This is a genomic window from Serratia sp. CY27727 (assembly GCF_052169275.1).
Lineage (GTDB): Bacteria > Pseudomonadota > Gammaproteobacteria > Enterobacterales > Enterobacteriaceae > Serratia > Serratia sarumanii.
The window spans coordinates 274960-295909 of record NZ_JBJNLB010000004.1 but is presented as its reverse complement, the minus strand read 5'-3'; the positions used below and the strand labels follow the sequence as shown (position 1 = coordinate 295909).

The 20950-nt window shown below is 61.8% G+C and carries 17 protein-coding genes; 9 read left to right on the top strand and 8 right to left on the bottom strand.

Translation table 11 applies throughout. The annotated features are described in order from the left end of the window. Positions 1-8 precede the first annotated feature (8 nt). Positions 9-1190 (bottom strand): MalY/PatB family protein, encoded by a 1182-nt coding sequence (locus ACJ8HB_RS13895; protein ID WP_094860121.1) that lies wholly within the window; start codon positions 1188-1190, stop codon positions 9-11. Beyond that, positions 1183-2802, bottom strand: coding sequence for a maltose/glucose-specific PTS transporter subunit IIBC (gene malX, locus ACJ8HB_RS13890; protein ID WP_094860122.1), 1620 nt, complete (start codon positions 2800-2802; stop codon positions 1183-1185). The genes ACJ8HB_RS13895 and malX overlap by 8 nt, the downstream gene beginning before the upstream one ends. A gap of 223 nt (positions 2803-3025) precedes the next feature. Between malX and ACJ8HB_RS13885 the strand changes: the two genes are divergently transcribed. Beyond that, positions 3026-4057 carry a Mal regulon transcriptional regulator MalI gene (locus ACJ8HB_RS13885; protein ID WP_033648213.1) on the top strand — a complete coding sequence of 344 codons (1032 nt, stop codon included), beginning with the start codon at positions 3026-3028 and terminating at the stop codon, positions 4055-4057. Here the strand turns inward: ACJ8HB_RS13885 and ACJ8HB_RS13880 are convergent. After that, positions 4054-4935: a LysR family transcriptional regulator gene (locus ACJ8HB_RS13880; RefSeq protein WP_039566322.1), complete on the bottom strand. Its 882-nt coding sequence runs from the start codon at positions 4933-4935 to the stop codon at positions 4054-4056. The two genes, ACJ8HB_RS13885 and ACJ8HB_RS13880, sit on opposite strands and share 4 nt — an antisense overlap. A 206-nt stretch (positions 4936-5141) precedes the next feature. Between ACJ8HB_RS13880 and blaSRT the strand changes: the two genes are divergently transcribed. Next, entirely contained in the window at positions 5142-6278 is a 1137-nt protein-coding gene (gene blaSRT, locus ACJ8HB_RS13875) for an SRT/SST family class C beta-lactamase (protein ID WP_039566321.1), read from the top strand. Between the two features lie 26 nt (positions 6279-6304). Here the strand turns inward: blaSRT and ACJ8HB_RS13870 are convergent, their stop codons facing one another. Next, positions 6305-7213, bottom strand: a complete 909-nt coding sequence (locus tag ACJ8HB_RS13870; protein WP_094860123.1) for a LysR family transcriptional regulator — start codon at positions 7211-7213, stop codon at positions 6305-6307. A gap of 102 nt (positions 7214-7315) precedes the next feature. Between ACJ8HB_RS13870 and ACJ8HB_RS13865 the strand changes: the two genes are divergently transcribed. After that, on the top strand, positions 7316-8479 hold the full coding sequence (locus tag ACJ8HB_RS13865) for a serine hydrolase domain-containing protein (protein WP_094860148.1): 1164 nt from the start codon (positions 7316-7318) through the stop codon (positions 8477-8479). Positions 8480-8524: 45 nt separating this feature from the next. Here ACJ8HB_RS13865 and ACJ8HB_RS13860 read toward each other — a convergent pair whose 3' ends face one another. Then, the gene (locus tag ACJ8HB_RS13860; protein WP_033638429.1) at positions 8525-10057 is read right to left on the bottom strand and encodes a YdgA family protein; all 1533 of its coding nucleotides are present in this window, start codon (positions 10055-10057) and stop codon (positions 8525-8527) included. A gap of 140 nt (positions 10058-10197) precedes the next feature. Then, a complete protein-coding gene (manA, locus tag ACJ8HB_RS13855; RefSeq protein ID WP_041034960.1) occupies positions 10198-11376 on the bottom strand; it encodes a mannose-6-phosphate isomerase in 1179 nt (392 codons plus the stop codon). A gap of 476 nt (positions 11377-11852) precedes the next feature. Between manA and ACJ8HB_RS13850 the strand changes: the two genes are divergently transcribed. The 4 genes from ACJ8HB_RS13850 (at position 11853) to ACJ8HB_RS13835 (ending at position 15023) form a co-directional block, all read left to right on the top strand. Then, a complete protein-coding gene (locus tag ACJ8HB_RS13850) occupies positions 11853-12185 on the top strand; it encodes a hypothetical protein (protein ID WP_033654745.1) in 333 nt (110 codons plus the stop codon). Positions 12186-12415: 230 nt separating this feature from the next. Next, positions 12416-13813 carry a class II fumarate hydratase gene (fumC, locus tag ACJ8HB_RS13845; protein WP_033638434.1) on the top strand — a complete coding sequence of 466 codons (1398 nt, stop codon included), beginning with the start codon at positions 12416-12418 and terminating at the stop codon, positions 13811-13813. Between the two features lie 61 nt (positions 13814-13874). Continuing rightward, entirely contained in the window at positions 13875-14564 is a 690-nt protein-coding gene (locus tag ACJ8HB_RS13840; RefSeq protein ID WP_094860124.1) for a helix-turn-helix transcriptional regulator, read from the top strand. 90 nt (positions 14565-14654) lie between these two features. Continuing rightward, the gene (locus tag ACJ8HB_RS13835) at positions 14655-15023 is read left to right on the top strand and encodes a VOC family protein (RefSeq protein ID WP_033638436.1); all 369 of its coding nucleotides are present in this window, start codon (positions 14655-14657) and stop codon (positions 15021-15023) included. On the opposite strand, the gene tus is transcribed toward ACJ8HB_RS13835, so the two are convergent. Beyond that, positions 15013-15951, bottom strand: a complete 939-nt coding sequence (tus, locus tag ACJ8HB_RS13830; RefSeq protein WP_094860125.1) for a DNA replication terminus site-binding protein — start codon at positions 15949-15951, stop codon at positions 15013-15015. The genes ACJ8HB_RS13835 and tus overlap by 11 nt on opposite strands. Positions 15952-16283: 332 nt before the next feature. On the opposite strand from tus, the gene ACJ8HB_RS13825 reads away from it, so the two are divergent. Next, positions 16284-18080 (top strand): glycoside hydrolase family 3 protein, encoded by a 1797-nt coding sequence (locus ACJ8HB_RS13825; protein WP_094860126.1) that lies wholly within the window; start codon positions 16284-16286, stop codon positions 18078-18080. A gap of 118 nt (positions 18081-18198) precedes the next feature. Further along, complete coding sequence (locus ACJ8HB_RS13820) at positions 18199-19485, top strand: glycoside hydrolase family 10 protein (protein ID WP_160866757.1); 1287 nt, start codon at positions 18199-18201, stop codon at positions 19483-19485. A gap of 51 nt (positions 19486-19536) precedes the next feature. Here the strand turns inward: ACJ8HB_RS13820 and ACJ8HB_RS13815 are convergent, their stop codons facing one another. Further along, positions 19537-20805 (bottom strand): MFS transporter, encoded by a 1269-nt coding sequence (locus ACJ8HB_RS13815; RefSeq protein WP_031300458.1) that lies wholly within the window; start codon positions 20803-20805, stop codon positions 19537-19539. Between the last annotated feature and the right edge of the window lie 145 nt (positions 20806-20950).

Here is a 20950-nt window from a genome sequence, read left to right as displayed (position 1 = left end):
CCCTCGCGCTATTGCTCGTCCAGCACCAACCGCAATCCGGCGATCAGCTTGTCCATGCCGGCCTCCAGCTTGCTGCGCGGGCAGCCGACGTTGAGGCGCAGGAAACCGCGGCCTTCCTCGCCGTAGGTAAAGCCCGGCATGATCGCCACCTTTTCGCGCTCGATCAGCACCTGCTGCAGCGCTCGATCGTCTACGGCCAGCGGCCGCAGATCGATCCAGGCCAGGTAGGTGGCCTGCGGCGGGCGCCAGCCCAGCGCCGGAAACGCCTGCTCCAGCCGCTCGGCGACGTAGGTCAGATTATCCTGCAGGTAGTCGCGCAGGGCATCCAGCCAGGGTTCGCCGTGCCGATAGGCGGCCACGTGCGCGGCCACCGCCAGCACCGCCGGCGAAGAAAGGCCGTCGCGGGCTTTGAGCTGCTGGAAGTAGGCTTCGCGGCTGGCGGCGTCGTTGATGAAGCCGTAGGCGCCGGTCAGCGCCGGAATGTTGAAACTCTTGGAACCTGAGGTCAGCAGGGCCCAGGCGCCGCTCGCCACCTGGCTCCACGGTGTATGGCGGTGTTCCCCCCACACCATGTCCATATGGATCTCGTCGCTGATGACGCGCACGTCGTGGCGCTCGCACAGTTCGGCCATCTGCTGCAGCTCGTCGCGGCGCCACACTTTGCCGGTGGGGTTATGCGGGCTGCACAGCAGCAGGATCTTGGTCTGCGGCCGCGCCAGCAACGCTTCGAGGTGCGCCATATCGCAGCGCCAGTCGTCGCCGGCTTTTTGCAGCGGGCAGGCCAACAGCTGGCGCTGGTTGGCGAGGATCACCTTGTAGAAAGCGTCGTAGGCCGGGGTATGGGTCACCACGTAATCGCCCGGCACCGACCACTGGCGGATCAGCTGCGCCGCCATGTAGATAACGGAAGGGCCGTACACCGCCGTCGCGGTGTCGATGGCGACGTTGAAACGTTGCTGATACCAGTGGCGCAGCGCGCCGAGAAAATCCTCGTGCTGCCAGCGGCTGTAGCCCAGCACGCCGTGCTGCAGGCGCTGCTGCAATGCGTCGAGAATGCACGGCGCGGTGGCGAAATCCATATCGGAGATGGTGAACGGCAGCAGGTCGTCGCTGCCGAAACGATCGGCGATATAGTCCCACTGGGTGCACCAGGTGCCGTGGCGGTCGATCGGGGTGGAGAAATCAAACATGGGTGGCTCCCTGCAGCGCCGCGGCAGGTTGCGCCGTGGCTATCAGTGAGTCTAATTCATCCTTCACCGATTGCACCTGCGGGCCGATCACCACCTGCAGATTGTGGTCGTTGAGATGCACCACGCCGATGGCGCGGTTGGCCTTCAGCGCCGCGTCGTCCACCCGGCTCATGTCGTTGACCGACAGGCGCAGGCGGGTGATGCAGTTGTCCAGCGTGATGATGTTGTCCGGGCCGCCGAGCGCCGCCAAAATCGCCGGCACGTTGTAGCCGGATTTGCCCACCGCGCCGCTCGGCGCGCTTTGGCTGCCGGCACCGTCGCTCTCGCGGCCCGGCGTTTTGATGTTAAAGCGCTGGATGGCGAAGCGGAAAATGGCGTAATAGCCGACGAACCAGACGGCGGCCACCACCGGCACCAGATACCACTTGGTGGCGGTGCCGTGCAGAATGCCGAACACCACGAAGTCGATGATATTGCCGTCGGTATTGCCGATGGTCACGCCCAGCAGCGCCATCACGGTAAAGCCCAGCCCGGTGAGCAGCGCGTGGATCAGGTAGAGGAACGGCGCGACGAACAGGAACAGGAACTCGATCGGCTCGGTGGTGCCGCCGACCACGCAGGCCACCACGCCGGAAATCAACAGCCCTTTGATTTTATGACGGTTCTCCGGTTTGGCGCAGTGGTACATCGCCAGCGCCGCGCCCGGCAGGCCGCCGAGGAACGCCGGCATTTTACCCTGCGACAGGAAGCGGGTGGCGCTTTCGGCGAAGCCGGTGGTGGTTGGGCAGGAAAGCTGCGCCTGGAAGATGGTCAGGGCGCCGCTGACGCTGTGGCCGCACACTTCCATCGTGCCGCCCGCCTCGGTAAAGCGGATCAGCGCCACCAGAATGTGCTGCAGGCCGAACGGCAGCAGCAGGCGTTCGCCGGTGCCGAACAGCATCGGGCCAAAGGCGCCGGCGCTGTTGATCACCCAACCCAGCCCGGTGATGCCGGCGGCGAACCACGGCCAGATCAGCGGGATCACCAGGCCGCACAGGCCCAGCACCACGGTGGTGACGATCGGCACGAAGCGCGTGCCGCCGAAGAACGCCAGCGCGTCCGGGAGGCGGATGGTGTGGAAGCGTTCATGCAGGCGATAGACGATGATGCCGACGATCACCGCGCCGAGGATGCCGGTATCGATCGACTGAATGCCGAGGATGTTCTGGATATTGTTGGCTTTCAGCACCAGCGGATCGCTGGTGGGCAGCACGCCGGCGGCGGTCAGGTAGAAATTGGTGCCCAGATTCAGCACGGCGAAGCCGACGAAGCCGGAGAAGGCGGCGACGCCCTTGTTCTCGCGCGCCATACCCAGCGGAATGGCGATGGCGAACATCACCGGCAGGAAGCTGAAGGCGAAGGAGCCTACCTTGCTCATCCAGGTAAAGACCAGCTGGAAGATCGGGTGGCCGATAAACGGCATCAGGGTGATCACGTCGCGGCTGCTCAGCGAGCTGCCGATCCCCAGCATGATGCCGCAGAAAGAGAGCAAGGCGACGGGCAACATGAAGGTTTTGCCCAGGCTCTGGAAGAACTCCCAGAGGGTGATTTTTGGTTTGTTGGCTGCTGACATAACCGACTTCTCCTGGCGAAAAGACGAGCAAAAAGAGGACTGCAGATTAGGTAAAAAGAAGATAAAACGTTTTACCTAGCAAAAATGCGCCGCCAATCACAAATCTGCCGCCCGGTTTTTAGCGACAATGCGGCTGGCAGTAAAACGTTTTACTGAGCTAACGGATTCGGTATACCCTTGATCATTACGGCGCGGGTTGCCCAGGAACGGGTTCGCAGAGACTATGAGCATCAAAAAGATCACCATCACCGATGTGGCGCAACAGGCGGGCGTGTCGGTCACCACGGTTTCCCTGGTGTTGAGCGGCAAGGGGCGCATTTCGCCGACCACCGTCGAGAAGGTCAATCAGGCGATAGAGCAGCTGGGCTATGTGCGCAATCGCCAGGCGGCGACGCTGCGCGGCGGGGAGTCCGGGGTGATCGGCCTTATTCTGCGCGACATCTGCGAACCCTTCTATGCCGAAATGACCGCCGGGCTGAGCGAAGCGCTGGAGGCGCACGATAAGCTGCTGTTTTTGACGCAGAGCGGGCGCGACGGCCAGGGCCTGCAGCGGGCGTTTGACGCGCTGCTGGCGCAGGGCGTCGATGGCATCGTGCTGGCGGGCGGCATTCGCGCGGCGGCGGGCCTGAAGGAGAAGGCGGCCGAGCAGGGCGTACCGCTGGTCTGCGTGGCGCGCTCCAGCGGTCTCGACGGCGTGGACGTGGTGCGGCCGGACAACATGCAGGCCGCCAAGCTGGCCACCGAATTTTTGATCAAGCGCGGCCACAGCCAAATCGCCTACCTCGGCGGCCAGAGCGATTCATTGACGCGCGCCGAGCGGCTGGGCGGCTTTTGCGCCACGCTGGTGCAGTACGGCCTGCCGTTTCGCAGTGAATGGATCGTCGAGTGCGATTGCCGGCAGCGCCAGGCGGCGGAAGCGGCGGAGCAACTGCTGCGCCATTACCCGAACATTACCGCCATCGTCTGCCACAAGGCATCGGTGGCGCTCGGCGCCTATTTTGGCCTGGCGCGCAGCGGCCGCAGCATCGGTTCGGACGGGGTCGACGCCTACTACGGGCGGCAGGTGGCGCTGATCGGCTTTGGCGACGTGCCGGAGGCCGAACTGACCGAGCCGCCGCTGACCTTCGTCTCCAGCTCGGCGCGGGAAGTGGGGCGCAGCGCCGCCGCGCGCCTGCTGCAGCGCATCGGTGACGCCGACCTGCCGGCGCAGAACGTCATTCTGCCGCCGACGCTGATCCGGCGCGGTTCTGCCTAGCCCTGCTGCTGTTCCTCCTCCGCCTCCCGGCGGATCCAGCCGATAAAGGTTTTCATCGCCGGCGTCAGATCTCGCGATTTCAAATGGGTCAGCCAATAGGCGCCGAGCGCGGCCTCGGCGGCGAACGGCCGCTGCAGCGCGCCGGCGGCCAGTTCGCGGCGGAACATGCTGACCGGCGCCAGCGCCACGCCATCGCACTGGATCGCGCCTTCCACCATCAGCCTTGACGAGTCGAACACCGGGCCGTTGATCCGCCACGGCGTCACCTGTGCCGCCGCGAACCAGCGTTCCCACTCGTCCTTGCGGTAGGTGCGCATCAGCTGCTCGTGCTGCAGATCCTGCGGCGTGCGCAGGCGCGCGGCGACCGCCGGCGGGCAAAGCACCGTCAGCGGCGCGTCGAACAGCTTGATATTGCAGGTGGCGGGCCAGAGGCCTTCGCCGAAGCGGATGGCGAAATCCATGCCGTCGGCCGACAGATTGACCAGATTGTTGTGGGTCAGCACCCGCAGATCGATAAACGGGTGCGCCGTGCGGAATGCCGCCAGCCGCGGCATCAGCCAGCCGACGGCGAAGGTGCCGACCACCGCCACCGTCAGCACCTCGTGGAAATGCCCGCCTTCGAACTGCTGCAGCACCGCCTCGATGCGGTCGAAGGCGTCGCTCAATACCGGCAGCAGCGCCTGGCCCTCTTCGGTCAGATCCAGCCCGCGCGGCAGGCGGCGGAACAGCTGAATGCCCAGCTGTTCTTCCAGCATGCGCACCTGCTGGCTGACGGCGGCCTGGGTGACGCGCAGCTCCAGACCGGCGCGGGTGAAGTTCAGGTGGCGAGCGGAGGATTCGAACGCCCGCAGGGCGTTGAGGGGAAGTCGATTGCGCATTGTCGATAGCCATAAGTTTTTCTTTATGCTGGCTGAAATTATTATCGCTTGTCAACCCGGCGGCAAAATCCGATATTTGGCGCGGCTGCTGTGAGCGTCGCCGCAGCCTTAAAGGAATGACATCATCAATCAGGGAAAGCGCCGTGCATAACGCCAATAAAAACTTTTGGCCGCGGCCGATACCCTGCAACCTAAGAGCTTCTATCATGACGAAAATGAACCGCCTGGCGGCCGCGCTGATCGCCGCACTGATCTTGCCGACCGCTCAGGCCGCGCAGCAGCAGGATATCGACGCCGTTATTCAGCCGCTGATGAAAAAATATGGCGTACCGGGCATGGCGATCGCCGTGTCGGTCGACGGCAAACAGCAGATTTACCCGTATGGCGTCGCCTCGAAGCAGACCGGCAAACCGATCACCGAGCAGACGCTGTTCGAAGTGGGCTCGCTGAGCAAAACCTTCACCGCGACGCTGGCGGTCTATGCGCAGCAGCAGGGCAAGCTGTCGTTCAACGATCCGGCCAGCCGCTACCTGCCCGAGCTGCGCGGCAGCGCCTTCGACGGCGTCAGCCTGCTGAATCTGGCGACGCATACCTCCGGCCTGCCGCTGTTCGTGCCGGACGACGTCACCAACAACGCCCAGCTGATGGCCTACTACCGGGCCTGGCAGCCGAAACACCCGGCGGGCAGCTACCGCGTCTATTCCAACCTCGGCATCGGCATGCTGGGCATGATCGCCGCCAAGAGCCTCGACCAGCCGTTTATCCAGGCGATGGAACAGGGGATGCTGCCGGCGCTGGGCATGAGCCACACCTACGTTCAGGTGCCGGCGGCGCAGATGGCTAACTATGCGCAGGGTTACAGCAAGGACGATAAGCCGGTGCGGGTCAATCCCGGCCCGCTGGACGCCGAATCTTACGGCATCAAGTCCAACGCTCGCGATCTGATTCGCTATCTGGACGCCAACCTGCAGCAGGTGAAGGTGGCGCAGCCGTGGCGCGACGCGCTGGCCGCGACGCACGTCGGGTATTACAAGGCGGGCGCGTTCACGCAGGATCTGATGTGGGAGAACTACCCGTATCCAGTGAAACTGTCGCGTTTGATTGAAGGCAACAACGCCGGGATGATCATGAACGGCACGCCGGCCACCGCCATCACGCCGCCGCAGCCGGAATTGCGCGCCGGCTGGTATAACAAAACCGGCTCCACCGGCGGCTTCTCCACCTACGCGGTATTTATCCCGGCGAAAAATATCGCCGTGGTGATGCTGGCCAACAAGTGGTTCCCGAACGACGATCGCGTCGAGGCGGCTTACCACATCGTCCAGGCGCTGGAGAAGCGCTGACGGCCAGGGGCGCCGACGAGGCGCCCCTACCAGCGATGCTGCCGTTCACGTTGCTCGCGCATGAAATCGATAAAGGCGCGCAGCTTGAGCGGCAGATGCCGGCCGGCGGGAAAGTAGATGAAAAAACCCGACGCTTCGCTGGCGTAATCCGGCAGCACTTCCACCAGTTGCCCCTGCGCCAGCTCCTGCAACACCGTGCCCTGAAAACGCTGTGCGATACCCAGGCCCACCAACGCCGCATCCTTGATCAGCCGATCTTCGTTAAAAATCAAACTGCCGCTGACGTCCAGCGCGCGTTCATCGTCGCCCAGGCTGAAATACCAGGGTTCCAGTTTGCCGCTGCCGGGGAAGCGGTAGCGCAGGCAGTGGTGAACGGGCAGATCGTCCGGCGTGGCCGGTACGCCGCAGCGCGCCAGATAGTCGGGCGAGGCGACCAGCACCCGGCGCTGGCCGTTGTCGATCGGCACGGCGATCATGTCCTTTTGCAGCATGGCATGCATGCGAATGCCGGCATCGAAACTGCCTAGCACCAGATCGGAAAAGCGGTCTTCGGTAAACAGCTCCAGCTGCACCTCGGGATAGCGCCGCTGAAACGCCGCCAGATGCGGCATTACCAGCAGCGAAGCGGCCAGCTGCGGCAGCGTAATGCGCAGCAGGCCCGCCGGCTGCGCGCCCAGAGCGCGCACGTCGTCCGCCGCCACGTCGATCTGGCTCATCGCCGGCGATACCTTCTGATAGAACAACCGGCCCTCGTCGCTGAGGCGCACCGAGCGGCTGGTGCGGTGAAATAACCGCACTCCCAGCTGATTCTCCAGCGCCTGAATGTTTTGCGACACCGCCGGCGGCGTGACGCCCAGTTGGCTGGCCGCGCGGGTAAAGTTGCCCAGGCGCGCGACGGCTTCGAAATAGGGCAACAGCTGCAGGAGTGAACTCATCTATCAATAACCTGTGCTTAATGATTCATTAAATTATGCCTTATTTTAATTTATGACGAAGGTTTTAGACTGGTTTTACTTTCCATCAGAGAGATGAAAATCATGTCGGCAGAACAACGGGCGTTAACAGAACGGATCGCGGCGATCGATCAACAGGCGATGGCCGAAGGGCGCATCGTGGGTAGCGTAGTGCTGGTGGCGCGGCGGGGCGAGATTTGCTACGCCGGGGCGGCCGGCTATGCCGATCGCGAAGCGCGGCGGCCGATGCGGCGAGAAACGCAGTTTCGACTGTCGTCGGTCTCCAAACCCTATACCACGCTGGCGGCGCTGCGCCTGATTGAGCAGGGCAAGCTGAGCCTGGACGACGCGGTCAGCGACTGGCTGCCGTGGTTCACTCCGGCGTTGGCGGACGGCCGGCGCCCGGCGATCAAGATTCGTCATTTGCTGAGCCACACCGCCGGGCTGGACTATCGGCTGAACCAGCCGCCGGCGGGCGTTTATCATCAGCTGGGGATCCAGGATGGCGTGGAGCTGTCGACGCTGACGCTGGAGCAAAACCTGCGGCTGTTGGCACAGGCGCCGTTGCTGTCGGCGCCGGGGGAGCGCTTCAATTATTCGCTGGCGATCGACGTGCTTGGCGCGGTGCTGGAACGGGTGACGGGCATGCCGCTGCCGCAGCTGTTTGTCGAATGGGTGGCGCGGCCGCTGGGGCTCGGCAATACCGCGTTTTATGCGGCGGACGCCGCGAACCTGGCGACGCCGTATTACAACACGCCGCAAGGGCCGCAGCGCATGCATGAAGGCCTGCGGCTGGCGCTGCCGGAGGAGATGGCGGGGGGCGAGGTACTGTTTTCACCCGCGCGGGCGCTTAACGCCGGGGCCTATCCTTCCGGCGGCGCGGGCATGGTCGGCGATGCCGACGATGTGCTGCGGCTGGTGGAGGCGCTGCGCAGCGGCGGGCAGGGCATGTTGCGGCCGGACACGGTGGCGTTGCTGCGCAGCCCGCACGTGGGGGCGCAGGCGCAAACGCAAGGGCCGGGCTGGGGATTCGGTTTCGGCGGGGCGCTGCTGGTGGACACAGATGCCGCGCAGACGCCGCAGCATGCCGGCACGCTGACCTGGGGCGGCGTTTACGGCCACAGCTGGTTCTTTGATCCACAGGCGCAGCTGAGCGTGGTGATACTGACCAACACCGCGTTTGAAGGCATGTGCGGCCGCTATCCGCAGCAGATCCGCGATGCGGTTTACGCCGCGAAAATGGGGTAAATAAAAAGGGCCCCGCAGGGGGCCCTTGATCAGGCTGTCAGGCGATTACTGCGCCGGTGCCGGAGCGGGTTCCGCTTCCTGCGCCGGTTCAGCGTCTTCCGCCGGGGCGCCCAGCATGGCGAACTGGCCGATGAACTCTTGCAGCGACATCTTGTTGCCGTTGAGGTCAACCTGGTTGTCGGCATAGTGGAACTTGCTCGCGATCACGCCGTCTTTCTGGGTGGTCAGCTTGAACATCTGGCCCATGGCCGCCAGGCCCTGCACTTGCTGCTGCGCCAGTTTCTGCGCGTCTTCCGCATTGTAACCCTGCAACAGCGCGGTTTTCGCGGTCACTTCGGTGGCCATCGCTTCCGGAATGGTCAGGTTGATATCCAGCTTTTTAACCGCCTGCGCGATCAGCTGATCCGGCGATTGCGCCGGGGAGGCGGCTTTGCTCGGATCGGTCAGCGCCAGATCCAGCGTGAAGGTGCTCTCGCCCTTGCTGTTTTTCCAGCTCAGCGGCGCGATGCTGAGGCTCGGGTTGCCTTTCAGCAGCAGCGGCAGGTTCTTTTGCAACAGCTCGGCGTTTTGCTGCTCATACACGGCCGGATCCAGGTTCTCGCCCTGTTGCAGCAGCGCCATGGTCTGGCGGTTGTAGCTGTCGGCGAAGTCTTTCAGCGCCTTGCCGTCGACGTTGTCGATTTTCAGCGCCAGCTTGCCGGCGCCGAAATCGTTGCCTTGCACCTTGAGCGCGTCCATGGTGTAGTCGATCTGGCCGCCAATGTTGCTGCTGCCTTGCTCGCCGAACTTGCTCACCAGGTTGAAACCGTCCAACGCCACGGTATCTTTACCGTCGATCGTCAGTTTGAACTGCTTCAGCGTCATCGTCTGATCGCCGAGCTTCACGCCGAACTTGCTCTCGTTGCTGTTGCCTTTCAGGTTGAAGCCCTGGAAGGTGATCTGCTCGTTTTGACCGAATTCGTTCGGGCTGGCGAACACGATATTGTCGCTATTGGCGTCCAGCACGAATTTTTTCAGATCGCTGGACACATCGGCGTTAATGGTGGCGCCGCTGAATTTCAGCGAAGACTTATCCTTCTGGTAGTCCAGCGGGATGATGTCGATGGCGGACGAGGTGTCCCCGCTGTAAGAGATGCGCGAATCGGCGGTAAACAGCGATTTGCCTTTGGTGGTGTCAAACAGACCTTTCACCGCCGGGGTATTTTCCAGCTCGGTATGCACCGACGCCATGCTCGGCAGCAGATTGAATTTTTTCAGCTGGGCGAAGGGGAACGGGCCGTGATCGATGGTTTCCAGGAACGCCACTTCTTCGCCGGCTTTCAGCGCCGCGTCTTCACTGGTATCCGTGCCGTCGGAACGCAGCACATAACGCACTTTACTGCTGAACAGGCCGCGCTGGTAATTTTCATAGCTCAGCTTCACGCCGGCTTTCGGCAGGTAAGCTTTCAGCTGGCCGTTGGCGTTGTCGACGACTTCGCCCATGTGCTGCTCGATCAGTTTCCCGGTGTACCAGGATGCCCCGGTCCATGCTGCGCCAAGAACCACAATGACGCTGACAGCGACTAACGATTTTTTCATAGCTCTGTTTCATCCTTTTTTCTTATCACCCTCCGTTGCGCGGGAGGGGCAAATAGGGGCCGAAAATAAACGCCCGCAGGCGTTTAATTGTGGGGGTAGCTCTCGCTTTCAGCAAGCAATTTGCTGAAATTTATCAACGGTTAGGCCAGTTGGTTATAAACCCTGGCGATGCGGCCGCTGCCGCTGACGTTGACCGGGGATTCGAAAGCCCCGATAAAGCAGGATTCGCCCGGCTTGAGCGTCAGGCGTTGCCCGGATTTTTCCAACGTCGCTTCGCCGGTGACGCAGAACACGATGGCGGCGCTTTGCTGCGCCAGCGCCTGTGGGGCGGCGGTCAAATCGTGCAGCGAGAAGGCGAAATCCTCCACCGGAATCGGGAAGAACAGCTCGTTGCCGCGTGGCTCCGGCTGGGTCAGCAGGCCGGAAGCCGGCTGCGGGCGGAACTGCAGATTGGCCAGCAGCTCGGGCACGTCGATGAATTTCGGCGTCAGGCCCGCGCGCAACACGTTGTCCGAGTTGGCCATCACCTCCAGCGCCACGCCTTTCAGGTAGGCGTGCGGTGTTTCGGCATACAGGAACATCGCTTCGCCCGGCGCGAGCTGCACCACGTTCAGCAGCAGCGGTGAGAACAGGCCGCTGTCGTCCGGATAGAAGCCGGCGATAAAGCGTACGGTATCCCAGGGTTCCCCCTGCTGGCTATTGAGCGCGGCTTTCAATACGCCGAGCGCCAGCGACTTTTGCTCGCCGCTCATCGTCAGCAGGCTGGCGAACAGGGTTGCGAGATGCGCGGTGTCCGGCTGTTGCAGGAAGGCGGCGATGTCGTGGTGTGCGCCGGCGATCGGTTGCAGCAGGGAAACGATATCGGCCAGTTCGCGAAAGCCGTTCATCGCCAGGAACGGCGTGAGGGCGAACACCAGCTCGGGCTTGTGGTTGGGATCTTTATAGTTGCGTTCGGCGGCGCTCAGGGGGATGCCGGCGGCATTCTCTTTCGCGAAGCCGATTTCGGCCGCCGCTTTGCTCGGGTGGACCTGGATCGACAGTGGCTGATCGGCGCAGAGTACTTTAAACAGGAACGGCAACTCGCCAAAGCGGCTGGCGACGTTGGTGCCCAGCTGTTTTGGCTGGTCTTCATCGATCAGATCGCGCAGCGAACGCAGCTCGCCGTCGGCGCCCGGCACGCGGGAAGGGCTCTTGGGATGGGCGCCCATCCACAGTTCGGCCATCGGCAGATTATCAGGGTTGGCGATGCCGTAAAGACGGGTCAGCGCATCGTGGCTGCCCCAGGCGTAATTCTGTACCGCGTTGGTCATTTTTTGCATGTCGATAAACGTCCTTAGCGTCATTGCCGTACCGGATGGCAATAACTTACTGATTTTATACGGTTAGTTAAATCTGTGCCGACAACCATCATACGCCCGCGTCGGCAGGAAAAATCATGGGCGCGATCAAAACAACGCCGAATAACGTCGCGCCCGGCAACGGGGCCAAAGTATAGCGTGATAACGATCGGCGCCTCAATTGGCGCGCAGGCCTCAAGGCGGCCCGGAAAACCCGCCGTTCGATTATTTTTTGAACCGGCAGGATTATTGCCGATAGTCCGCTCATCCTGCCGCATTATTTATTATTCAGCATGTCAAAATATGACTGCTGAATTTATTTTTTACCGTCTGAGCCATTCCCTTATTATTATTTTCGCGCTGCGCCGGGCGATCACACGCCGAGCTTAAACCTGCGCGTCAGACCCCTTTACCGTAACGGCTAACGAGTCGATTTAACAAAACCAGAGGTCTGTTGCATGAAGAAACTGTTGTTGCTGTTGGGGCTTTGCGCCGGCGCAGCCCAGGCGGCGGTGATTGTCACCTATCCCTACGCGGCGCCGCGCGCCGTGGCGATCGCGCCGGCGCCGATCGTCGTTGCACCCGCGCCGGTCGCGGTTCCCGCCGCGATCGTGCCCGTGGCGCACCCGTTGGCGCTCACCGCCGGCGCGGTGGCGACCGGGGCCTATCGGCATCATGAACGGCAGGACGCCTACGACGAGATCAATCATCTGCAGCAACAACGTATCGATGAGCTCAATCATTTACAGGCGCAGCGCATCAATAATTTTAATTCGCGTCATCCGCGTTAATGATTAGCCACACTTTTATTCTCCTGGCTCATTCCCGGCCGTTTATTTCGCCGCGGGTTAACCGATGGAAAATAACCGCGTCGTTAATGGGTAAAAAAGATGAAACGTGCTGTGAGATAACTCTCTTAATGCGAATAGTTATTATGTCACTATACTGGGAGTGTATGCCGACGGGGGGTAGCGCGTCGGCCTAACCCTACGATTTTAGGAATTATGCTAAGGAGATAATGATGGCAGGCGTTCGTATCGAAAAAGACTCTATGGGCCCCATCGAAGTACCGGCCGACAAGCTGTGGGGCGCGCAAACCCAGCGTTCGTTGGCGCATTTCCGCATTTCCTCCGAAAAGATGCCGACCGCGCTGATCCACGCGCTGGCGTTGACCAAGCGCGCCGCCGCGCAGGTGAACGTGGATCTGGGGCTGCTGCCGGCCGAACGGGGCGCCGCCATCATCAGCGCCGCCGACGAAGTGCTGGCGGACAGCCATGCCGACCAGTTTCCGCTGTCGATCTGGCAAACCGGTTCCGGCACCCAGACCAACATGAACATGAACGAAGTGTTGGCCAACCGCGCCAGCGAGCTGCTGGGCGGCGTGCGCGGTGAAGAGCGCAAGGTGCACCCGAACGACGACGTCAATAAAAGCCAAAGCTCCAACGACGTGTTTCCCACCGCGATGCACGTGGCGGCGGTGATTGCGCTGCGCGAACATCTGATCCCCGAGCTGAAAGTGCTGCACAAGACGCTGAGCGACAAGGCTGAAGCCTACCGCGACATCGTCAAAATCGGCCGTACCCACCTGCAGGACGCCACGCCGCTGACCCTGGGGCAGGAGATCTCCGGTTGGGCGGCGATGCTGGCGCACAATCTGAAACACATCGAGGACAGTATCCCGCACATCGCCGAGCTGGCGCTTGGCGGCACGGCGGTCGGCACCGGGCTGAACACCCATCCGGAGTACGCGGTGCGCGTGGCTAAAGCGCTGGCGGAGTTGACCCATCAGCCGTTCGTCACCGCCCCGAACAAGTTCGAAGCGCTGGCGACCTGCGACGCGCTGGTGCAGGGGCATGGCGCGCTGAAAGGGCTGGCGGCCTCGCTGATGAAGATCGCCAACGACGTGCGCTGGCTGGCTTCCGGCCCGCGCTGCGGCATCGGCGAAATTTCGATCCCGGAGAACGAACCGGGCAGTTCCATCATGCCGGGCAAGGTCAACCCGACCCAGTGTGAGGCGATGACCATGCTGTGCGCCCAGGTGCTGGGCAACGACGTGGCGGTAAACATCGGCGGCGCTTCCGGCAACTTCGAGCTGAACGTGTTCCGCCCGATGGTGATCCACAACTACCTGCAGTCGATTCGCCTGCTGGCCGACGGCATGCAGGGCTTCAACGAGCACTGCGCGGTGGGCATCGAACCGAACCGCGATCGCATCACCCAGTTGCTGAACGAATCGCTGATGCTGGTGACGGCGCTCAACACCCACATCGGCTACGACAAGGCGGCGGAAATCGCCAAGAAAGCGCACAAGGAAGGGCTGACGCTGAAAGCCGCGGCGCTGAAGCTCGGCTACCTGACCGAAGCGCAGTTCGACGAGTGGGTGCGGCCGGAAGCGATGGTCGGCAGCATGCAGAAATGATTGATCTGTGAGGCAACCGGGGGCTTACTGAGGTAAGCCCTTTTTTTGTGGAGAAATCAAGATGTCGCGCGCACAACGTTTACTCGATCTGATGCAGCTGCTGCGCAGCCGCCGTTATCCGGTGGCGGGCCATGCGCTGGCGCAGACGCTGGGTATCAGCATGCGCACGCTGTACCGCGATATCGCCACGCTGCAGCAGCAGGGGGCGGAGATCGCCGGCGAGGCGGGCGTCGGCTATGTGCTGCGCCCCGGCTTTATGCTGCCGCCGCTGATGTTCTCGCAGGCGGAGACAGAAGCGTTGGTGCTGGGGATGCGCTGGGTCAGCCGCCGCGGCGATAGCCAGCTGGCGAGCGCGGCGGGCCAGGCGCTGGCCAAGATCGCCGCCGTGCTGCCGCCGGCGCTGCGGGAGGAGCTGGAGGCCAACACGCTATTGATCGCGCCGGTTCAGGCACCGTCGGTGGCAGATGAGCTGCGGGTGCTGATCCGTGACACCATTCGCCGCGAGCGCAAGCTGCATATCGACTATCTCGATCTGGCGGGGCAGCGCAGCGAACGCCTGCTGTGGCCCTTTGCGCTGGGCTTTTTCGACCAGCTCCAGGTGCTGGTCGCCTGGTGCGAGCTGCGCCAGGCGTTTCGCCATTTTCGCCTCGATCGCATTCAGGCCGCCATGCCGTTGGAACAGCGCTATCCGCGCGGCCGGCGGCGGCTGCTGAAAGAGTGGCGCCTCAGCGAGGGCATTGTGGAGCAATAGCGGCACGCTGCTGCCATAAACTGTCAGCCGCGCGCTTTAGTCTGTGCCTATCGGGAACCGGCCGGTTCCCATCACCCAGAGGACAGACCGATGACTCTTCCCAGCATGACCCTGCTTTACGTCGACAACCCGCTGAACAGCGCCGCCTTTTATCAACGCTTACTGGGACAGGCGCCGGTAGAGCTTTCCCCTGGCTTCGCCCTGTTCGTGCTCAACAACGGCTTTAAGCTGGGGATGTGGGCCAAACAGGGGGTAAAACCTGCGGCGACCCTGACCGGCGGCGGCGGTGAACTGGGCTTTTTGTGCCAGGATCCGCAAGAGGTCGAGGCGCGCTATAACCAGTGGCGCGAACTCGGGCTGCCGATTGAGCAAACGCCGACCGAGATGGCGTTCGGTTACACCTTCGTGGCGCGGGATCCGGACGGCCATCGCCTGCGGGTGTATGCCCTCAGCGAGTAGCGTCGTCGGTATACAGGTGCAGGCGTGGCACCAGCAGCCGCAGCGGCCGGGCGTCGGGTTTGTAACGGTGTTTCACCGCGTCGACGTCGTAGTTGAGCAGCTCGCCAATCTTCGGCACCGCGGCGCCGTTTTCAACCTGACACAGGGCGATCAGCGGCAGCGGGCAGGGGTGTTGCACCTGTTTTTGCTGCTGCTGATACCACACCCGGGCGATCGGCTGCACTTTGACCGGCCGCTTGATTTTCAGCGTCGCGTGCTGCGGCAGGCGGCTGACGTCGTCTATCTCGCGGCTGACTAGGGCAGCCCACTGTTCACGGCTGTGCGGCGGCACCGCGCGGCCGGCTTTCAGGCTTTTCTCCAGCTGCGCCAGGATGTCGTCCCGCTTGACGTTTTTGATTATGTGCTTGTTGGCCCAGCCGAAGCGCACGGAGTCGGGATTGGTCAGGGCGGTGAGGGTGCGATAGGCGCTGAGGGTAATCAGCCCGTGCAGATGGGTGTGCACGAACTCGAAACGCTGCTCCGGCGCCAGGCCGGAATCGACGGTGATAATCTGTTCCAGCTCGCCCTTCAGGCGATTGATCAGCGCCAGCTGCGTTTGCAGCACCTGATACTCCGGCTGCTCCACCGCCAGACAGATGACGCCGGGCAGGCGAACGGCGGCCTTGCTGCTGACATTCTCCCGGTTATGGTGGATAAACAGCCGCTGATAGTGCTCCAGCGCCAGATCGCGCGCCGCTTGCCCCACATGCTGTTCGACCGCGATATGTGAGATGGCCTGATGTTCCTGGCCTTTTTCAACCTCCGGCAGGCTGAACACCCGCGCCGCCAGCAACCGCAGCGGGGCGATCTGCTGCTGCAGCGCGCCGAGCGCCTGCTCCAGTTCGCTAAAGCAGGCGTTCATCCGGCCTATCACATCGTATCTGCTCATCGCACCTTCCTGTTTTAGTTACAACATACTATAGAAGAGTAGCAGACTGGGGGCAACATAGGCCACCGGGGAAAAGGCGGCTTCATTGGCCACCCGGCTTACCAGCGGAAAATACGCCATAACGGTCTTTGGCGGCAGGGCACGCAATACACTCTGTATGCGTAGTGTTTTGATTCATTTATGGATTTTCTCCTGTTCGTTTGTGTTTTGTTTAATCCATTTTCCGCTCGCCGTTGTCCAAACGCTGGAACAAACGGAATGGCAGGACGCGATGAGCCCTTGGGGTTATCTTTTCTTCTGTCATTAACGGGCGCTTTAAACGGAGGTTCACTGTGGATATTAAACAGAAAGTCAAAAACATGACGCTGGAAGAGAAAATCGGGCAAAAAATCATGCTGGATTTTCGCTACTGGGATCGGAGCGGTAGCAGCAATCAGGATATGACCGTTCCCGATGAAGCCATTGGCAAGCTGATCGCCGATAACCACGTGGGTGGGGTGATCCTGTTTGCCAATAATCTGAAAGACAAGCAGCAGATCAACACATTGACGGCCTGGTATGCCGCGATGAAAACCCACGCGGGCATTCGTTTGTTTATTGGCACCGATAACGAAGGCGGTAACGTTTTCCGGCTGCCGCGCGGCGACTATGCCTCATTTCCCGGCAATATGGCGCTCGCAGCGGCGATTGAGGGCGGTGCGGATAAACATCTCGCCGTTGAACAAGGCAAACTGATGGCCCAGGATATGCGCGCGTTGCATATCAATACCAACTTTGCCCCGGTCGTGGACGTCAACACCAACCCGTTCAATCCGGTGATTAACGTTCGCGCCTTCAGCGATGATAAGAACACCGTTTCCCGTCTGGCAGAGAAAATGGTGGCGGGCATGAAACAGCAGGGGCTGATCACCGCTTACAAGCACTTCCCCGGCCATGGCAGCACCTCGACCGACTCGCATACCGGTTTGCCGCGCGTCGATCGCACGCGGGAAGAGGCTTTTGCCATCGATATCGCCCCTTACAAGCAGGCCATCGATCGCTGCGCGGCGCCGGACATGGTCATGACCGCCCATATTCAGTATCCGGCACTGGATAACCGCCAGATAGGCACCCGCAGCGGTGAAAAAATCACGGTGCCGGCCACCATGTCGCATGAAATTCAGACCCAGATCCTGCGCAATGAATTGGGGTATGCCGGCGTAACGATTTCAGACGCGCTGGATATGGGCGCGATTGCCGAGCATTTCAGCCAGCAAGCGGCCGCTGAAAACGTCTTTGCCGCCGGGGTGGATATTGCCCTGATGCCTGTCAGCATCGCCTCGCCGGCCCAGGCGCGCTTGCTGCCGGAACTGATCCGTTACCTTGCGGACAGGGTGAAAACGGGGCATCTCAGCGAGGCTGATATCGATGCCTCGGTCGAGCGAATTTTGCGCCTCAAATTACGCCATAACCTGATGGGGCATCGCGAAGCTCCTTGTTCCAGCAGCGTTTCGTCCTCAGCGCACAAGCTGGAAAAACGCATCGCCGATCGCTCCATTACCGTGGTGATCAATCGCCACAGCCTGTTGCCGTTGAAGGACAAAACGCTGCGCTACTTTATTTTGACCCCGTGGGGCGAGCAGGCCAACGGCATTGCGCGCGTGATGGCGCAGGAGGGGTATCAGAACGTCGTTGCCGCGAAGGAAACGGAACTGAGCGATGCCCAGATCAGAGAGCATATTGCCGGCTGCGACGTGTTCCTGCTCGGAACGCTGTCAACCCGCTTTACGCCTGCCGAGCAGGATGGGGTGGTGACTTCCGCAACCGGAGCGGGCAATGACGGCAGCCCTTATCCGGGCTGGTTGAAATACGCTGCCGAGCAGGGGAAAAAACGCGTTCACCTCTCACTGCGCGCCCCTTACGATATCGTGAACTATGCCGCAGAGGTGGAGGCGGCCGTCGCCACCTACGCCTACTACGGTTATGACAGCGGCGTGTGGCGCGGCCCTTCGATGGTCTCTTTAGCGCAGGTGCTGACGGGTAAAACCAAACCGCAGGGCAAATTGCCGGTCAACACTTGGCATGACTACGATGCGGAAACCAATACGGGCAAGGTGGCGTTCCCTCGCGGGACTGGGCTGAGCTGGTGATGGGGTAAGGACACCGGCGTCGTCTGAAAAAGGCGACGCCGGCAGCTTGATAGCGGGCAGTTTCTTGCTCTGCACGTAACGACATGGGATAACCGTCACTCACGGAAGGAGAATCAGGATGCCGACAGGCGCAACAAAATTAGGCGGATGGCTGTTGATGGCCGCCATGCTGGGCGTGAGCGGATGCGCCAAGCCACCCGAACCGGAGAAGCCCCCGCGGCCGACACCGCCGATAACACCGATGCGGGGCATCTGGCTGGCCACGATCATTGGCCTGGACTGGCCGCCGGCGGCCTCCCTGAAGGCGGAAACCGCGCAAGAGCGGGTTTGCCAGCAGAAACAGGGGCTGACGGACGCGCTGGACGAGATGGTGAAAACCGGGATTAACACGGTTTATTTTCAGGTTAAACCGGACGGCACGGCCCTGTGGCGCTCAAACATCTTGCCCTGGTCTGAGGTGTTGACCGGCACCGTTGGCCAGGATCCCGGCTATGATCCGCTGGCCTTTATGCTGCAAGAAGCGCACCGGCGCGGCATTAAGGTGCATGCCTGGCTGAACCCTTATCGGGTTTCCATGAATACCCGCCCACAGACGATTGAGGCACTCAATCATACGCTGCAGTCGCCGCCGGCCAGCGTCTATGCGCTGCATCCCGACTGGATACGCACCGCCAACGAGCGCTTCGTGCTCGACCCCGGCCTGCCCGACGTGCGCAACTGGATCACCGGCGTGGTGGCTGAAATAGTCAAAAACTACGATGTCGACGGCATTCAGTTTGACGATTATTTCTATTACGAAACGCCGCAATCGCCGCTGGATGATGAACGAACGTATCGCGCATACGGCAAAGGATTTGCAGACAAAGCCGCCTGGCGCAGAGACAACACGCTGCAATTGATAAAACAGGTGTCAGCCGCCGTCAAAGCATTGAAGCCCGAGGTTGCGTTTGGCGTCAGCCCGGCGGGCGTATGGCGAAACAAAGCGGACGATCCTGACGGTTCGGCGACGCGGGCAGGCGCGCCATCGTACGATACGGCCTATGCCGATACGCGCCAGTGGGTAAAACTGGGGCTGCTCGATTACATCGCACCGCAGCTGTATTGGCCTTTTGATCGCGAAATTGTCCGCTACGACGTGCTGGCCAACTGGTGGGCCGAGGTGGTGAAAGGCACGTCGGTTCGGCTCTATGCCGGGGTGGCGCTGTATAAAGTAGGCACGCCTGCCGCCGGTGAGCCGGCCTGGGCCGTCGAGGGCGGCGTTCCCGAACTGAAAAGGCAGCTCGATCTCAACGAAAGCCTGCCGGGAATGGGGGGAACCATCCTGTTCCGGCAACGCTATCTGACTGAGCCGCAAACGGATAAGGCGGTGGAGTACCTGCGCACCCGCTGGAAAACCGGTCAATAATCACAGGCACTGGCATGACAAGCCGCGGCAAACCACCGCGGCTTTTTCTCTTCAAAGGCGCGCCGCTTCCGGCAGGCGTTTCAGGTAATGCACCACCAGCAGCGCCAGCAGCAGCATCAGGCTGATGAACGCCGCCACGCCATTCCAGCCGAAACTGTGCCAGAACACGCCGCCGAGGGTGCCGGCCACGCTCGAGCCGACGTAATAGCAGAACAGATACAGCGACGACGCCTGGCCTTTGGCGCGGCGCGCGCGGCGGCCGATCCAGCTGCTGGCCACCGAGTGGGCGGCGAAAAAGCCGGCGGTGAACAGCATCATGCCGATAAAGATCGCCGGCACCTGCGGCAGCGCGGTAATCAGGATCCCGATCAGCATAATCACGATCGAGGCCAGCAGCACCGGGCCGCGCCCGAAGCGCGAGGTGAGCGCGCCGGCCTTGGGCGAGCTGTAGGAGCCGGTGAGGTATACCACCGACAGCAGGCCGACGATCGCCTGGCTCAGGTGGTAAGGATCCGCCAGCAGGCGATAGCCGATGTAGTTGAACAGGGTGACGAAGCTGCCCATCAGCAGGAAACCTTCCGCGAACAGCAGCGGCAGGCCCTTATCGTGCCAATGCAGTTTGAAATTGATCAGCAGGGTGCGCGGGCGCAGCGAGCTGGCGCGAAAATGCCGCGAGGCGGGCAGGATGCGCCAGAACATGCAGGCGGCGGCGAGGGCGAACAGGCCGATGACCCCGAGCGACACGCGCCAGGAGAAGAAGTCGGTCAACACCCCGGTCACCAGGCGGCCGCTCATGCCGCCGATCGAGTTGCCGCTGATATACAGCCCCATCGAGAAGGCGACGAAGCTGGGATGGATCTCTTCGCTGAGATAGGTCATGCCGACCGCCGCCACGCCGCTCAGCGACAGGCCGATCAGCGCGCGCATCAGCAAGATGCCGTGCCAGCTGGTCATAAAGGCGCAGATCAGCGTGCAGACCGCCGCCAGCAGCAACGCCACCACCATCACCGATTTGCGGCCGATGGCGTCGGACAGCGGCCCGGTGAACATCAGGCCGATCGCCAGCAGGCCGGTGGAGACCGAGAGCGACAGGCTGCTTTCCGCCGGCGAGACGCCGAAATCTTGCGACAGCACCGGCAGGATCGGCTGCACGCAGTAGAGCAGCGCGAAGGTCGCCAGCCCGGCGGAAAACAGCGCCAGCGTCACGCGCATAAACTGCGGCGTGCCGCGTTCGATGTAAGGGAGTTTGTTGTTGAGGGTGGAGCGTTTTACTTTTGGCGCAGCGGCCGCGTCATCGTTGGCGGCCAGCGTCGACGGCATCGCGGCCGCAGAACGCACAGGGGTTGTCACAGCGTTTCCTTACCGAACGTCGGGGAGATAAACAGACACTTTGCAGATAACAAAATGATAGGGAGTGGCGATTTTTTTGTCTAATATATTAATAATTAAAATTAAGACGTTTTAA

Bases quoted from the DNA above. Each gene is read 5' to 3' on its own strand.
- ACJ8HB_RS13895 (WP_094860121.1), bottom strand. From the start codon at position 1,190: ATGTTTGATTTCTCCACCCCGATCGACCGCCACGGCACCTGGTGCACC.
- malX (WP_094860122.1), bottom strand. From the start codon at position 2,802: ATGTCAGCAGCCAACAAACCAAAAATCACCCTCTGGGAGTTCTTCCAG.
- ACJ8HB_RS13885 (WP_033648213.1), top strand. From the start codon at position 3,026: ATGAGCATCAAAAAGATCACCATCACCGATGTGGCGCAACAGGCGGGC.
- ACJ8HB_RS13880 (WP_039566322.1), bottom strand. From the start codon at position 4,935: ATGCGCAATCGACTTCCCCTCAACGCCCTGCGGGCGTTCGAATCCTCC.
- blaSRT (WP_039566321.1), top strand. From the start codon at position 5,142: ATGACGAAAATGAACCGCCTGGCGGCCGCGCTGATCGCCGCACTGATC.
- ACJ8HB_RS13870 (WP_094860123.1), bottom strand. From the start codon at position 7,213: ATGAGTTCACTCCTGCAGCTGTTGCCCTATTTCGAAGCCGTCGCGCGC.
- ACJ8HB_RS13865 (WP_094860148.1), top strand. From the start codon at position 7,316: ATGTCGGCAGAACAACGGGCGTTAACAGAACGGATCGCGGCGATCGAT.
- ACJ8HB_RS13860 (WP_033638429.1), bottom strand. From the start codon at position 10,057: ATGAAAAAATCGTTAGTCGCTGTCAGCGTCATTGTGGTTCTTGGCGCA.
- manA (WP_041034960.1), bottom strand. From the start codon at position 11,376: ATGCAAAAAATGACCAACGCGGTACAGAATTACGCCTGGGGCAGCCAC.
- ACJ8HB_RS13850 (WP_033654745.1), top strand. From the start codon at position 11,853: ATGAAGAAACTGTTGTTGCTGTTGGGGCTTTGCGCCGGCGCAGCCCAG.
- fumC (WP_033638434.1), top strand. From the start codon at position 12,416: ATGGCAGGCGTTCGTATCGAAAAAGACTCTATGGGCCCCATCGAAGTA.
- ACJ8HB_RS13840 (WP_094860124.1), top strand. From the start codon at position 13,875: ATGTCGCGCGCACAACGTTTACTCGATCTGATGCAGCTGCTGCGCAGC.
- ACJ8HB_RS13835 (WP_033638436.1), top strand. From the start codon at position 14,655: ATGACTCTTCCCAGCATGACCCTGCTTTACGTCGACAACCCGCTGAAC.
- tus (WP_094860125.1), bottom strand. From the start codon at position 15,951: ATGAGCAGATACGATGTGATAGGCCGGATGAACGCCTGCTTTAGCGAA.
- ACJ8HB_RS13820 (WP_160866757.1), top strand. From the start codon at position 18,199: ATGCCGACAGGCGCAACAAAATTAGGCGGATGGCTGTTGATGGCCGCC.
- ACJ8HB_RS13815 (WP_031300458.1), bottom strand. From the start codon at position 20,805: ATGCCGTCGACGCTGGCCGCCAACGATGACGCGGCCGCTGCGCCAAAA.